16 protein-coding genes and 1 pseudogene are annotated in these 13,026 nt (G+C 63.5%); 11 read left to right on the top strand and 6 right to left on the bottom strand.

Translation table 11 applies throughout. The features are described from left to right. The first annotated feature begins 43 nt into the window (after positions 1 to 43). The 6 genes from VKM35_RS10650 to truD all read left to right on the top strand — a co-directional run bounded on the left by VKM35_RS10650 (position 44) and on the right by truD (position 4,673). Positions 44 to 652 carry a hypothetical protein gene (locus VKM35_RS10650; RefSeq protein WP_324320996.1) on the top strand — a complete coding sequence of 203 codons (609 nt, stop codon included), beginning with the start codon at positions 44 to 46 and terminating at the stop codon, positions 650 to 652. Continuing rightward, on the top strand, positions 649 to 1,935 hold the full coding sequence (eno, locus tag VKM35_RS10645) for a phosphopyruvate hydratase (protein WP_324320995.1): 1,287 nt from the start codon (positions 649 to 651) through the stop codon (positions 1,933 to 1,935). The genes VKM35_RS10650 and eno overlap by 4 nt, the downstream gene beginning before the upstream one ends. Positions 1,936 to 1,948: 13 nt before the next feature. Continuing rightward, positions 1,949 to 2,284, top strand: coding sequence for a cell division protein FtsB (ftsB, locus tag VKM35_RS10640; RefSeq protein WP_414636629.1), 336 nt, complete (start codon positions 1,949 to 1,951; stop codon positions 2,282 to 2,284). After that, positions 2,281 to 2,979, top strand: a complete 699-nt coding sequence (gene ispD / locus VKM35_RS10635) for a 2-C-methyl-D-erythritol 4-phosphate cytidylyltransferase (protein ID WP_324320993.1) — start codon at positions 2,281 to 2,283, stop codon at positions 2,977 to 2,979. The genes ftsB and ispD overlap by 4 nt, the downstream gene beginning before the upstream one ends. Before the next feature lie 141 nt (positions 2,980 to 3,120). Further along, positions 3,121 to 3,594, top strand: a complete 474-nt coding sequence (gene ispF / locus VKM35_RS10630; RefSeq protein WP_324320997.1) for a 2-C-methyl-D-erythritol 2,4-cyclodiphosphate synthase — start codon at positions 3,121 to 3,123, stop codon at positions 3,592 to 3,594. Beyond that, entirely contained in the window at positions 3,594 to 4,673 is a 1,080-nt protein-coding gene (gene truD, locus VKM35_RS10625) for a tRNA pseudouridine(13) synthase TruD (protein ID WP_324320992.1), read from the top strand. The genes ispF and truD overlap by 1 nt, the downstream gene beginning before the upstream one ends. 79 nt (positions 4,674 to 4,752) lie before the next feature. Here truD and VKM35_RS10620 read toward each other — a convergent pair whose 3' ends face one another. Next, positions 4,753 to 5,292: a Smr/MutS family protein gene (locus VKM35_RS10620; protein ID WP_324320991.1), complete on the bottom strand. Its 540-nt coding sequence runs from the start codon at positions 5,290 to 5,292 to the stop codon at positions 4,753 to 4,755. Between the two features lie 86 nt (positions 5,293 to 5,378). Between VKM35_RS10620 and surE the strand changes: the two genes are divergently transcribed. The 5 genes from surE to VKM35_RS10590 all read left to right on the top strand — a co-directional run bounded on the left by surE (position 5,379) and on the right by VKM35_RS10590 (position 9,313). Further along, positions 5,379 to 6,158: a 5'/3'-nucleotidase SurE gene (surE, locus tag VKM35_RS10615; RefSeq protein WP_324320990.1), complete on the top strand. Its 780-nt coding sequence runs from the start codon at positions 5,379 to 5,381 to the stop codon at positions 6,156 to 6,158. Continuing rightward, positions 6,155 to 6,832, top strand: coding sequence for a protein-L-isoaspartate(D-aspartate) O-methyltransferase (locus VKM35_RS10610; RefSeq protein WP_324320989.1), 678 nt, complete (start codon positions 6,155 to 6,157; stop codon positions 6,830 to 6,832). Before surE ends, VKM35_RS10610 begins: the two co-directional genes overlap by 4 nt. A gap of 14 nt (positions 6,833 to 6,846) precedes the next feature. Next, a complete protein-coding gene (locus tag VKM35_RS10605) occupies positions 6,847 to 7,440 on the top strand; it encodes a YqaA family protein (protein ID WP_324320988.1) in 594 nt (197 codons plus the stop codon). 33 nt (positions 7,441 to 7,473) lie between these two features. Next, positions 7,474 to 8,508 carry a peptidoglycan DD-metalloendopeptidase family protein gene (locus tag VKM35_RS13865; RefSeq protein ID WP_414636628.1) on the top strand — a complete coding sequence of 345 codons (1,035 nt, stop codon included), beginning with the start codon at positions 7,474 to 7,476 and terminating at the stop codon, positions 8,506 to 8,508. A 175-nt stretch (positions 8,509 to 8,683) separates the two neighbouring features. Continuing rightward, complete coding sequence (locus tag VKM35_RS10590; RefSeq protein WP_324320987.1) at positions 8,684 to 9,313, top strand: DUF7003 family protein; 630 nt, start codon at positions 8,684 to 8,686, stop codon at positions 9,311 to 9,313. A gap of 154 nt (positions 9,314 to 9,467) precedes the next feature. Here VKM35_RS10590 and VKM35_RS10585 read toward each other — a convergent pair whose 3' ends face one another. The 5 genes and pseudogenes from VKM35_RS10585 to VKM35_RS10565 all read right to left on the bottom strand — a co-directional run. Continuing rightward, the gene (locus VKM35_RS10585) at positions 9,468 to 9,818 is read right to left on the bottom strand and encodes a hypothetical protein (RefSeq protein ID WP_324320986.1); all 351 of its coding nucleotides are present in this window, start codon (positions 9,816 to 9,818) and stop codon (positions 9,468 to 9,470) included. Then, positions 9,815 to 10,909, bottom strand: coding sequence for a hypothetical protein (locus VKM35_RS10580; protein ID WP_324320985.1), 1,095 nt, complete (start codon positions 10,907 to 10,909; stop codon positions 9,815 to 9,817). Before VKM35_RS10580 ends, VKM35_RS10585 begins: the two co-directional genes overlap by 4 nt. Next, positions 10,906 to 11,427 carry a DUF3617 domain-containing protein gene (locus tag VKM35_RS10575; protein ID WP_324320984.1) on the bottom strand — a complete coding sequence of 174 codons (522 nt, stop codon included), beginning with the start codon at positions 11,425 to 11,427 and terminating at the stop codon, positions 10,906 to 10,908. Before VKM35_RS10575 ends, VKM35_RS10580 begins: the two co-directional genes overlap by 4 nt. Before the next feature lie 326 nt (positions 11,428 to 11,753). After that, positions 11,754 to 12,626: a translation elongation factor Ts gene (gene tsf, locus VKM35_RS10570; RefSeq protein ID WP_324320983.1), complete on the bottom strand. Its 873-nt coding sequence runs from the start codon at positions 12,624 to 12,626 to the stop codon at positions 11,754 to 11,756. Positions 12,627 to 12,770: 144 nt separating this feature from the next. After that, positions 12,771 to 13,026, bottom strand: a pseudogene (locus VKM35_RS10565) (30S ribosomal protein S2); the annotation flags it as partial.

The following is a 13,026-nucleotide window of genomic DNA, read 5'->3' as shown; positions in this document are numbered from 1 at the left end:
ACATCGTCAAGAAAAACGTATTGCCCAACGAGGGTCTTGGTTGATGCGAATGGTTCTGGCATTGCTGCTGTTGTTGCTGGTGGCGTGTTCGTCGTCGGTGACTGGCGATGCCGGAAAGTCCGCGCAGCCTGCAACCCGCGCACCCAGCACCTACCAGCAGAAGGTCATCGATTTCGTCGCCGCCCACGACACGCCGCGCGGCGTGATCGTGCATCTGTATCAGCGCTACAACGCCGGCAATCGCGATCGTTCCGTGGTCGATGTGATCGAATCGTCTGAGGCGGCCTACGAAGCGGTGACGCTGTCGGATTGCGTGAATCCGATCGTCGAGAAATCGCATGACGACGATCTCCTCAAGATTTCCGCGAAAATCGCCAAGGCCGGACTCACCGACGTCGTGATCGCCAAAGCCCTGGCCGTGCTGCCGAAAAAGAACCTGTCGCCGCTGCTTGCCGATGCGAAGCAGCCCGGCGAGAAACGCGTGCAGGCCGCGCTCGCTTCGCTGATGAACTATTCCAGCGATCCCGCCGGCGACACCGTGTCCCGCTACCGCGCCAACGCCGCTTTCTACTATTTTCTGAGCGCCGGCACCGACGGTGCCTGTGCCGCCACCCCCGAATTGCAGACACTCGTCGGAGCCCCGTTGAAATGACCGCCATCACCAAGATCCACGCCCGCGAAATCCTCGACAGCCGCGGCAATCCCACGCTGGAAGCGGAAGTCACGCTGAGCTCCGGCCACATTGGTCGCGCTGCGGTGCCGTCGGGCGCGTCGACGGGTTCGAAGGAAGCGGTCGAGTTGCGCGATGGCGACAAGACCCGCTACATGGGCAAGGGCGTGAAGAAAGCCGTCGCCAACGTCAACACGACGATCGCCGATGCGCTCAAGGGGTTTGATGCCGATGATCAGAAAGGGCTCGACGCACGCCTGATCAATCTCGACGGCACCGACAACAAGGGCCGCCTGGGCGCGAACGCATTGCTCGGTGTCTCGCTGGCGAATGCGCATGCGGTCGCCGCCGCGAAGAATCTCCCGCTCTGGGCGCATCTCGCCGGCGATCGCGCCGCGGTGTTGCCGGTGCCGATGATGAACATCATCAACGGCGGCGCGCACGCCGACAACAATGTCGACATGCAGGAATTCATGGTGTTGCCGGTCGGCTTCGGCACGTTCGCGGAATCGCTGCGCGCCGGCACCGAGATTTTCCATTCGCTCAAGTCGGTGCTGAAAGGTCGCGGCCTCAGCACCTCGGTCGGCGATGAAGGCGGCTTCGCGCCCGACCTGCGCTCGAACGAGGAAGCGCTGGAAACCATTCTCGAGGCGATCGGCAAGGTCGGTTACAGCGCTGGCGAAGACATTTTGCTCGGCCTCGACGTCGCCAGCACGGAGTTCTTCGAGAACGGCAAGTACAACCTTACCGGTGAAGGCAAACGCCTGACGTCGGAACAGTTCGTCGATTTTCTCGCCAATTGGGCCAAGCAGTACCCGATCGTCACTATTGAAGACGGCATGGCCGAGAACGACTGGGCCGGCTGGAAGCTGCTGACCGATCGCGTCGGCAAGGACGTGCAGCTGGTCGGCGACGATTTGTTCGTCACCAATCCGAAAATTTTCCGCGAGGGCATCGAAAAGAAGGTTGCCAACGCGATCCTGATCAAGGTCAACCAGATCGGCACGCTCAGCGAAACCCTGGAAGCGATCGCGATGGCCGATGCCAACGGTTATGCGGCCATTGTTTCGCATCGCTCCGGCGAGACCGAAGACACCACCATCGCCGACATCGCGGTTGCGACCACGGCGACGCAGATCAAGACCGGCTCGCTGTGCCGTTCCGATCGTGTCGCCAAGTACAACCAGCTGCTGCGCATCGAAGAAGCGTTGGGCGTGAAAGCGCGCTACGCCGGCCGCGATGCCTTCGTGAGCCTCAAGCGCTGACGTGAGCGGACTCCTGCGCCGCTGGTGGCCGATACTGGCCCTGATCGCATTGCTGCTCGCGCTGCAGTCGAAACTGTGGCTGGGCGAGGGCGGCTGGGACGATGCCCGCGCACTGCGTCAGACGGTCAGCGAACAACGCGCCGAAAACGCGCGACTGCAACAGCGCAACGACGCGCTGTCGGCGGAGGTCGAGGACCTGAAGTCCGGCGAGAACGCCGTCGAGGAACGCGCGCGCAGCGAGTTGGGTATGACCAAGCCGGGCGAGACTTTCTATCGCGTCGTCGATCCGAATGCTGCGGCGCCCGCGAACAAACCCGCGAGCGACGCCAACGCGGAACCGGTGCAATGACCTGGGCGGTGATGCCGGCGGCAGGCCGTGGCACGCGCTTCGGCAGCGAGACGCCCAAGCAGTATCTCGAAGTCGCCGGTCGCACTTTGATCGAACACAGCCTGCGCGCCTTGCTCGGTCATCCCGGCGTTGACGGCATCATGGTCGCGCTCTCGCCCGAGGATCCGTACTGGGCTGGCTGGCGCGAAATGGAAGGCAAGCCCATCCTCACCTGCATCGGCGGCGCCGAGCGCGCCGATTCGGTGTTGTCGGCGTTGCAGGCGTTGCCGGCGACAGTCAGTGAAGACCAGTGGGTGCTGGTGCATGACGCGGCGCGGCCCTGTCTGCGCGGCCTCGATCTCACGCGTCTGATCGCGATGGGCCAGGCCGACCCGGTTGGCGCGATTCTCGCCGCGCCGGTGCGCGATACCATCAAGCGCGCCGATGCGCAGGTGCGCATCAGCGCGACCGAAGCGCGCGATTCGCTCTGGCGCGCGCTCACGCCGCAGATGTTCCGCCGCGGCGGACTGACCCGCGCGATGCAGGCGGCGATGCGCACCGGCCTGGTCGTCACCGACGAAGCGATGGCGATGGAAAGGCTGGGCCTGAAACCGCTGCTGGTCGAAGGTTCGGAGGACAACATCAAGGTGACGACGCCGGCGGATCTCGCGCTCGCCGAGTTCATCCTCGTGCGCGGCTTGAACAAGCTTTCGTAGGGTTTTCAGGAACTGCAGGAGCGACGCGAGTCGCGAACGCCCGTTCCGAATACGTCGTACGTTTCTCTGGATTGGTTTCCGGCAAGGCATGGCATTTCGCGGCTCACGCCGCTCCTACAAGGATGGGTTCCCGTGACTGCGATACGTATCGGCCAGGGTTTCGACGTCCACGCCTTCGGCGATGGCGACCACGTGACGCTCGGCGGCGTGCGCATCGCGCACGAGCGCGGCATCGTCGCCCATTCCGATGGTGACGTGGTCATCCATGCACTCTGCGATGCCTTGCTCGGCGCACTGGCGTTGGGCGATATCGGCCAGCACTTTCCTCCCACCGATGCGCGCTGGAAGGGCGCGGACAGCCGGCAGTTCCTGCGTCATTGCGCGTTGCTGGTCGACCAGCATGGTTACGCGCTGGGCAATGCCGACATCACCGTGATCTGCGAACTCCCGAAGATCGGCCCGCATGCGGAGGCAATGCGTGCGGCGATGGCGCAGGATCTTGACGTGGGCATGGACCGCATCAGCGTCAAGGCCACGACTACCGAAAAACTCGGCTTCACCGGGCGCGGCGAAGGCATCGCGGCGCAGGCGATCGTGCTGCTGGTGAAAGCCTGATGTCGATCATCGAATCCGATGAATCGTCGTCGATGGCCGGCGACAGCACGCGGCATCCGCGCGCATTCGGCGCGGCCGTGCTTACGGCGGATTTCCGCACGCAGCCGGAAGATTTCGTGGTCGAGGAACTGCCTTCGTTCACGCCGACCGGCGAGGGCGAGCATCTGTTGCTCACCATCGAGAAGCGCGGACTCAATACCGTGTTCGTCGCCAAGGCGATCGCGCGCTGGGGCGGCATTGCGGAGATGGGCGTCGGCTATGCCGGCATGAAGGACCGCCATGCCGTGACGAGCCAGCGTTTCTCGGTGCATTTTCCGAAGCGGGTTTCGCCGGACATCGCCGGTCTGGTCAGCGATGATCTGCGCGTGCTCGAACATCATTGGCACAACCGCAAGCTGTCGCGTGGCGCGCTGGCCGGCAATCGTTTCATCCTGACGCTGCGCAATGTCGCCGGTATGCGCGAGGCGATCGAGCAACGCCTGGCCGACATCCGCGCGCATGGCATCCCGAACTATTTCGGCGAGCAGCGCTTCGGCCGCGATGGCGACAATGTCGAGGCGGCACTGCGCATGTTCGCCGGCGAACGGGTGAAGCGCGAGCAGCGTTCGATCTATCTGTCGGCTGCGCGCTCGGAAATGTTCAATGCCGTACTCGCTACGCGCATCGCTGCCGGCAACTGGAACAGCGGCGCGGAGGGCGAGGTCTGGATGCTCGACGGCACCCAGAGCGTGTTCGGCCCGGAGCCGGAGACCGAGACGATTCGTGAACGCACACAGGCGCAGGACATCCACCCCACGGGGCCGATGTGGGGCAAGGGCGAATTGCGTTCGCGCGATGCGGTGCGATTGCTCGAAGACGCCGCGCTGGCGCCGTTCGCCGCCTTGCGTGAGGGACTGGAAAGTGCCGACATGAAACAGGAGCGCCGTGCCCTGCGCGTACGCGTCAACGAATTGCGCTGGGAATGGCTGGATGCAGCGACGCTGCGTCTGGATTTCCGCCTGTCGCCCGGATCCTACGCGACCGAGGTATTGGCGGAATTGGGCGAGGTGAAACAACCGATGGGAAACCGCGGCATGTAGGAGCGGCGCAAGCCGCGATTTTTCCAATGTGCGACGCAATCTGGAGAAATCGCGGCTTGCGCCGCTCCTACGGTTTTTTTCAACGCTCGTCGAGCAGCACCAGGACGGCGCCGCTACCGCCCTGGTTGATCGGCGCCGAAGCGAACGCGAGCACGTCGCCGCGATGGCGCAGCACGCGGTCGACGAGCGACTTCAACACCGGTGCGCCTTCCGAACGCAGGCCTTTGCCGTGCACGATGCGCACGCAGGGATGGTGACCGCGACGTGCGGAGTTGAGGAATTGCTTGAGCAGGGCTTCGGCGTCGGCGGCACGCAGATGGTGCAGGTCGATTTCGTCCTGGATGCTGTATTCGCCGCGCTTGAGTTGCTTGAACACGCGCTCGGGCAATTCTGGGCGGCGATACGACAGCAGGTCGGCGGCATCGAGCGCGAGATCGGCCGGCGCCATCCGCGATTCGCGCAGGGCTTCTTCCTCGTCGATGCGCAGGCGCTTGGGTTCCGGCGGCGGGCCGGGGCGGGCGGGGACCACGGGCTCGGCCTCGATCCGCCGCACTTCGCCGATGGCGTCGCGGAACAACTCGGAATCTTCGGGGCTGATGCCGGGCGGCTTGCGTTTCATGGTCACAGACTAACCATCGCGACGACGAAGGCAAGCTGCCGCGGCCCGGTCGGCATCCGTTATCATCCGGGTTCAGAGGGAGTTCGATGCGCGTACTGGTAAGCAATGATGATGGCGTGGATGCGCCCGGCATTCGCCACTTGGCCGAGGCCCTGCGCCAGGCCGGGCATGCGGTGACGGTGGTGGCGCCCGATCGCGATCGTTCCGGCGCCAGCAATTCGCTCACGCTCGACCAGCCGCTGCGCGCGAAATCGCTGGGCAACGACGTCTGGAGCGTCGCCGGTACCCCGACCGACTGCGTGCATCTCGCGCTCGCCGGCATGCTCGCCTCCGATCCCGACATCGTGCTCTCGGGCATCAACAACACCTCCAATCTTGGCGACGACGTGATCTATTCCGGCACCGTCGCCGCTGCGATGGAAGGCCGCTGCCTCGGTCTGCCGGCGATCGCGATGTCGCTGTCGACGATCGATCACAAAGCGCAGCATTTCGAAACCGCGGCGCGCGCCGCCGTCGAGATCACGACACGCCTGATGTCCGATCCGCTGCCCGCCGACACCATTCTCAACGTCAACGTGCCCGATCTTCCCTGGGCGGAAGTGAAAGGTTTCGAAGTCACGCGTCTGGGTCATCGTCATCGCGCCGCGCCCTGCATCGCGCAGAACGACCCGCGCGGCCGTCCGATCTGGTGGATCGGTCCGCCCGGCGAAGCGCAGGACGCCGGCCCCGGCACCGATTTCCACGCGGTGCGCATGGGCTATATCTCGATCACGCCGATCCACGTCGACCTGACGCGCTACCAGGCGCTGGAAACGGTCGCAAGTTGGGTCGGCGGTTTGTCGGCAGCGCTGAAAGATTCCGCATGACACCGATCTATCGCCTCAAGCCGGAAGCCAAGGGCCAGGGCATGACCTCGCAGCGCGCGCGCGACCGCATGGTCGATCGCCTGCGCAGCGAAGGCGGCATCCGCGACGAACGCGTGCTCGCCGCCTTGCGTGGTCTGCCGCGACATCTGTTTCTCGATGAAGCACTGGCCTCGCGCGCCTACGAAGACGTCGCGCTGCCGATCGGCAACGGCCAGACGATTTCCCAGCCCTGGGTCGTTGCGCGCATGACCGAGGCGCTGCTCGAGCACGGCATGCCGAAGAAAGTGCTGGAGATCGGCACCGGCTCAGGCTACCAGGGCGCGGTGCTGGCGACGCTGGGGCTCGAGGTTTACACCGTCGAGCGCATCGAAGAACTGCTGCGCATCGCGCGCCGGCGCTTCCGCAATCTCGGCCTGAACCTGCGCACCAAGCACGACGATGGCCGCATGGGCTGGCCGGAATACGCGCCATTCGACGCGATCATCGTCACCGCGGCCGGCGCGCACCTCGACCGCAGCCTGCTCGATCAACTCGCCGACGGCGGCACGCTGATCGCGCCGGTCGGCGGCAGCACGAGCCAGAAACTGCTGCGCATGCGCAAGACCGGCGACGGCATGGTCGAGGAAGACCTCGGCAATGTCGTGTTCGTGCCGCTGGTGTCGGGGATCATCTGAATGCAAGGGACGCGATGAAGATTTTTCAGCCGATGTACGACCGCGCGATTGTCTGGTCGAAATACCGGCATGCGCCGTGGCTGCTGTTCGGTCTGAGCGTCGCCGAGGCGGTTTTTTTTCCGGTGATGCCGGAACTGATGCTCGCGCCGATGTGTCTGGCGCAACCGAAACGCGGCTTCTGGTTTGCGGCGATCAGTCTGCTCGGTTCCATCCTCGGAATGTGCGTCGGTTACGCGATCGGTTTCTACGCGATCGAATGGGCGATGCCGTTCATCGCGAAGATGGGTTATGCCGCGCAGTTCGACAGCATCAAACAGCAGGCAGCGGCGAACGGTTTTTGGCTGCTGTTGATCGCCGGGTTCACACCGGTGCCCTTCAAGATTTTCACGCTGGCTTCCGGTGCGGTCGGCATGCCGCTGCTGCCATTCTTCGCCGGTGCGACGATCGGCCGCGGTAAACGTGTGTTCCTTGTCGCCGGCGCGATCCGTCTCGGCGGCGAAAAAGCCGAAGCGGCCCTGCGCAAGAACATCGAACCCGTCGGTTGGGCTGCGCTGGTTCTGCTGGTCGGCGTGATCGCCTGGCTGTATCTGCGCAGCCATGGCGCGTGAGATTTTTCCCGCCTTGTGTTTGAATCGACCCGCATGCCGATGATCACGCCGCGACTGACCGGATTTCTGCTGATGGCCTTGATGGTCTCGGCCTGCACCAGCGCACGCGTTGTGCGCGAATATTATCCGGCGCAGGAAAATACGCCCGCACGATCGACGCGTCCGGCGGAAGGGTCGCCACGCGATGAGGTTGTCGAGACGCCAGCACCGCGTCCCGCCGTGCAGTCGTTGCCGACCGACAGGACCTATATCGTCAAGACCGGTGAAACCCTGTACGGAATTTCGACGCGCTTCGGATTGAAATTCACCGACGTCGCCGCCTGGAATCATATCGGCGAGCCGTACGCGATCCAGTCGGGGCAGCGCCTGCATCTGCAGGCGCCGGATCACGACGCCGCACCGGTCACCGCGACACAAACTGCGTCGACGACGACGCCCTCGGTATTCGAGCCGGTGTCGTCCGCGCCGCCGATCAAAAAGCCGGAACCGGTCGCCGCGCCGACGACCAAACCCGCACCGCCGTCAGCGTCGATTTCTCCGCCGACGACCAGCGCGAATGCGATTGCGAAACCGCCGATCGCGACACCGCCACCGATCATTCCAGCGCCGCCCGCTGTGCCCGTCGCGGTGCCGACACCGAACGTCGCTGCGTCGAATGCCGCAGAAACCGGCGGCGCAACGATCTCGATCCCCGGCGCGCCGAAATGGCGGTGGCCGACGCAGGGGCAGGTCACCGGAAATTTCGTCGCTGGTGACCAGACGCAGCAGGGCATCAATATCGCAGGCAAACCCGGGCAGACGATTCTTGCTGCGGCCGATGGCGTGGTCGTGTATTCCGGCGCTGGCCTGGTCGGCTACGGCGAGTTGATCATCATCAAGCATTCCGACGAATGGTTGTCGGCGTATGCGCACAATCGCCGCCGTCTCGTCGCCGAAGGCACGAAAGTGAAAGCCGGCGACGCGATCGCCGAAATGGGCCGTACCGGCGCCATCCGCGACATGCTGCATTTCGAGATCCGCCGCAATGGCAAGCCGGTGGATCCATTGCTGTTTTTGCCGAAGCAGTAATCGCACCTGTAGGAGCCAGCTTGCTGGCGACTCCGCTCCACGCAATGCAGAGATCACAAAGATTTCCGATCACAGCAAGCTGATGAGTGGGAGGTAGTTGCTGCTGAGGAAAGCTTGGTCGCCGGCAAGCTGGCTCCTACGCACATTTCCCGTGAACTTTTCCGAGAGGTGACTGATGGATGCATCGTCGATATCCCGATACCTGGATGAACGCTTCGAAAAGTTCGAGATGCCCTGCTTCTCGAACATGAATGTCGACTACATCAGCTCGCGGTTGTCGGTTCACGTGTCGTCGGACTCCTGGATGCTCCTTTTCAACTCCATCGTCTGGTGGCCGGCGGCGGATGGGCTGCAGGGCATGATCGAGGTCGTTGGCCCGGGGGTCAGGGGCATGCAGGGTTTCGACAACGATCGCTCTACCTGCCCGGGCGTTGTCGAAACCGATGATTCCGGCGACGAAATTGTTGCCGTGTCCGTGCGCGGTCGCCCGGTTGAGCTGTCGAGTCTCGCGATAGAGCCCGACTTCGATCTGCAGGCGGACATGGGTTTCTGGACGGCCGTTGCCCTGCTCGATGACTACCGCGAATCGTTGTTGGCGAGCAAAGAAGAATGGGCGCCGTTCGTGCCGGCGCAGTTCAAGCAGGTTCTGCAGCTCGACGCCTGGCAGCAACCGGATTTCGATACGCCGCCCAGTCAAACCGAAACCTTTTCCCGCATCTCCTCAGCGATCGCATCCGGAGACTTTCGCGACTGCGAGATTTGCGCGGCACCGAATACCGACTGGGCGCGCTGGCTGCCGAAATAAGTCTCGCCCGACCAAGCTTGCCTCAGCAGCAACTACCTCCCATTCACCAGCTTGCTGTGATTGGAAGTTTTTGTGCGATCCCTGCATTTCCTGACCCGACGCAACGACACACCGGCGAATCCGCTGCTGTTCCTGCGCAAGCAGCAAATCGCAGCTATTGTTCGTTCGGTGGTGTCGTCGCGGAGGTCTTCGCCGTCGGGCTGATCGCCAGATCGACGCGCCGGCCGTTCAGCGGTTCGTTGAGCAGGCCGGTGTGCGTGTAGTTGTAGTTGTGCGTGTGCTGCTTGAAGCGCGCATCCATCTGCTCGATGCGTGCCTGTGCCTTGGCCAGTTCGCGTTCCAGGCGCGCGACGCGATCGTCGATCGACATCTGGCTCAGCGTCACCGCTTCCGACATGGCGCTTCGCTGGTAGGTTGCGGTGGTTTCCTGCGCGCGCATCGGGCTGCAAATCGCCAGGCCCAGCGCGAGGCTGAGAAAGAAAAGCGGCGAGGGCATCTTTTTCATTTCGTCCATCCTTCCGGCATCGGTGAAAAAACCTTGTATCGGTGAACATAAGGGCCGGCGACGCTATCGCCGGATTCGGTGTCCACCTGCACGGCGACCTGATCGAGGTCAGCAACGTTCGCGGGTGATTGCGTCAGTGTCGCAACGATCTGCGTATCGCTCCAGCTCACCACCGTCAGCGCGATCGATTGTGGAAGCCGCGCGATCAGGGCGATGCTGCCCGCATGGTCGCCGAAGCCACAGCCGGTGATGCGCCACTCCCCGCGCGCGCTGAACACCACGCCGCTGGACTTTCCATCAACAGCGACAATCCGCGGCGTCGGGTTCCCGACGCAGGGGGCCGTGATCGCCGCGTTGGTCGCGATTGCCGACGCGGGAGCGAGCTGCGCCTTTACCGCCATCGCATCGTGGCGTCGTGGCATCGGGGCGAGATAATAGATCGCTGCGGTTGCACCGCGACCGCCGGGCGTTTTCACCATGACGCTCAACGGTCCGAGGGGGGAAGTGATTTTTCTCAACGCGTTGGTCGCATCGCTGTTGAGTCTGACGAACGCGTGATCGAAGCTATGCAAGCTACGGGTTCCTTCGCGCGAATCATCAATCAGCGAAATCAGCGAACCTTCCTTGCCGAAGCCGATGATTTCCGGATTGGCGTCGTCGAAGGAATACAAACCACAGCCCTCGATCATGAACACGTAGGCGTAGCTGTCGGGATCGTCCGACGTCGTGCCGACCGGGATGACGGTGTTGTTCTGCCAGGGCTCGTCGTTGATCGGGTAGACACGGGTGATGATCGGCGGCCCGCGATAGTTGACAGTGCATTTCCCTGGCGCCTGGATGCTTTCGCGATCGTTGCGCGGAGCGGTGTGAGCTGCCGATGCATCGGCAGGTTCGGACGCGCTGCCGTCGACAGCCGGGGCCTGCGCTGGTGCGGAAGTACTTTCACTGGTGTGGGTGATCGGCACTTTGGGCGCGGCCATCTGGGCGCTGGCGCAGATCGGCAGCGACAGCAGCAGTGCGACGGCGAGATTCTGGACGGAAACAGCCATGCGGGCTCTCCTTGTTTTTGCGACTGGCGCGAACGCGGTCAATCCTTGATGCCGGCGCAATTGGCGCCCAACCAACGGCCGGATTCCTCGATATGGATTTTCGCGCCGGTCGCGGTCCCGATGATGTCGATGACGCCGGTCATCTGGGTCTGGCTGGGAGCGGAAATGGTGCCGGTGCCGGTATGCGGATTGTCGCCGGTGCAGACCATGCGCAATTTTCGCTGCGTCGGTGACTCGCTGATCACAGTAGTGCGGCAGCCCTCGTCGTCATCGCCATTCTTTCCGAAAGTGTCCGGGTTTTTCAGGTCTGCCGCAGTGAGGCATTCCTTGAAAACGCGACTCGTGGTTTTTCCTGAGCGCGCCTGCATCGCCGCCTGTATTTTTGTTCGTTGTTCGGGCGACATCTGGGCAAGGCTCGCGGCGGGGATCGGATTGCCGTTCATCGTCGTGCGCAAGGTCAATTCCCAGGCGCCGGGCTTGACGTTGAGCGGCGTGTTGCTGGCCAGGGCGGTGCTGGCGAGAACGATGGCAACCAAGGCGAGGTGACGTGGTGCGGGCATGATGCAGATCTCCTGGCACGATGTTGGGAATCGATGATCAGGGCGGTTGCGCCGTCCTGGGCTGGCGCTTCGATCAACGCCGGTGCGACGTGCTTGCGGACAGCGATGATCCGCAAAATGCCGGAGAGCCCACGATTTCCTGTTCAGTTTGTTGAAATAGCTCGCCCGGCCACCGGTAGGAACCAGCAAGCTGGCTCCCACGAAAAGCAGGCGATAAAAAACCCGCGATTGCTCGCGGGTTTTTTTGTGGGCTGCGGCGAATTGAATCGCCCTCACCCCGACCCTTTCCCAAAGGGAGAGGGATCAACGTCGGGTTGGCAGTTACTTCAGACCTGCATCGCCTTCGCCACTTCCGCTGCGTAGTCTTCGACCACTTTCTCGATGCCTTCGCCGACGGCGAGACGCTGGAAGGTGATCACTTCGGCGCCGGCGGCTTTCAGCACGGCGTCGACGCTCTGGTCGGTGTTCAGCGCGTACGGCTGGCCGGTCAGAGTGACTTCGTTGATGATCTTGGCGATCTTGCCGCTGATGATCTTCTCGAGGATGTCGGCCGGCTTGGCCTTTTCCTTCTCGGACATCTTGGCGAGCTCGATTTCCTTTTCCTTGGCGATGAAATCGGCCGGGACGTCGGAAGCCTTGATGTACGGCGGATTCATCGCTGCGACGTGCATCGCCAGACCGCGTGCGAGTTCGACATCGCCACCCTTGATTTCGACCAGCACGCCGATGCGGCCACCGTGCACGTAACCGGCGACGATGTTGCTGCTGTCGAGTTTGACCAGGCGACGCACCTGCACGTTTTCACCGACCTTGGCGATCAGCGCGGCGCGGGCTTCCTCGACGGTGCCGCCGCCGAGCTTGGCCGACTTCAGCGCATCGGCATCGGCCGCGCCGGAGGCGAGGGCGGTGTCGGCGACGCCGTTGGTGAACGAGATGAAGTTCTCGTCTTTCGCCACGAAATCGGTTTCGGAATTGATCTCGACGAGCACGGCCTTGCCGCCGTTCGCGGCAAGCACGACGCGGCCTTCGGCGGCGACGCGACCGGCTTTCTTGTCGGCCTTGGCGAGACCGGTCTTGCGCAGGGATTCCATCGCGACGTCGATGTCGCCGTTGTTCTCGGCGAGAGCCTTCTTGCACTCCATCATGCCGGCGCCGGAGCGCTCGCGCAGTTCCTTGACCAGGCTGGCGGTGATTTCCATGGGTGTTCCTCTCAGATTCGTTGAAGCGGTGCTTCGATGAGGCGGCGCGACGACAAGGCCGTCACGCGCAGAAGATTTGTTGCTGCAGGTTTTCGAAACACCGGGAGCAGCAGGCTGCTCCCGGGTTTCACCGCGGCGTCGCGATTACTTGCGGTCGCCGCGCGGAGCAGCGCGGTCGCCGTCACGGCGCGGAGCGCCACGCTTGGCCGGCGCACGGCGCGGTGCGCCCTTGTCTTCCTTCTTGCCGACCGGATTGCCTTCGGCGTCGAGCTCGACGAACTCGTCGTCGCGGTTGGCGACGATCGGCGCAGCGGCCTTGCCTTCGAGCACCGAGTCAGCGGCAGCGCGCACATACAGCTGCACGGCGCGGATGGCGTCGTCGTTGCCCGGGATCGGGTAG

It is taken from the genome of Arenimonas sp. (assembly GCF_035312645.1).
Taxonomy (GTDB): domain Bacteria; phylum Pseudomonadota; class Gammaproteobacteria; order Xanthomonadales; family Xanthomonadaceae; genus Arenimonas.
Note: the sequence above shows the minus strand (reverse complement) of the source record. Positions and strands in the feature narration are given on the sequence as shown.

Bases quoted from the DNA above. Each gene is read 5' to 3' on its own strand.
- truD (WP_324320992.1), top strand. From the start codon at position 3,594: ATGTCGATCATCGAATCCGATGAATCGTCGTCGATGGCCGGCGACAGC.
- tsf (WP_324320983.1), bottom strand. From the start codon at position 12,626: ATGGAAATCACCGCCAGCCTGGTCAAGGAACTGCGCGAGCGCTCCGGC.
- ispD (WP_324320993.1), top strand. From the start codon at position 2,281: ATGACCTGGGCGGTGATGCCGGCGGCAGGCCGTGGCACGCGCTTCGGC.
- VKM35_RS10605 (WP_324320988.1), top strand. From the start codon at position 6,847: ATGAAGATTTTTCAGCCGATGTACGACCGCGCGATTGTCTGGTCGAAA.
- VKM35_RS10610 (WP_324320989.1), top strand. From the start codon at position 6,155: ATGACACCGATCTATCGCCTCAAGCCGGAAGCCAAGGGCCAGGGCATG.
- VKM35_RS10575 (WP_324320984.1), bottom strand. From the start codon at position 11,427: ATGCCCGCACCACGTCACCTCGCCTTGGTTGCCATCGTTCTCGCCAGC.
- surE (WP_324320990.1), top strand. From the start codon at position 5,379: ATGCGCGTACTGGTAAGCAATGATGATGGCGTGGATGCGCCCGGCATT.
- VKM35_RS10590 (WP_324320987.1), top strand. From the start codon at position 8,684: ATGGATGCATCGTCGATATCCCGATACCTGGATGAACGCTTCGAAAAG.
- VKM35_RS13865 (WP_414636628.1), top strand. From the start codon at position 7,474: ATGCCGATGATCACGCCGCGACTGACCGGATTTCTGCTGATGGCCTTG.
- VKM35_RS10620 (WP_324320991.1), bottom strand. From the start codon at position 5,292: ATGAAACGCAAGCCGCCCGGCATCAGCCCCGAAGATTCCGAGTTGTTC.
- VKM35_RS10650 (WP_324320996.1), top strand. From the start codon at position 44: ATGCGAATGGTTCTGGCATTGCTGCTGTTGTTGCTGGTGGCGTGTTCG.
- VKM35_RS10585 (WP_324320986.1), bottom strand. From the start codon at position 9,818: ATGAAAAAGATGCCCTCGCCGCTTTTCTTTCTCAGCCTCGCGCTGGGC.
- eno (WP_324320995.1), top strand. From the start codon at position 649: ATGACCGCCATCACCAAGATCCACGCCCGCGAAATCCTCGACAGCCGC.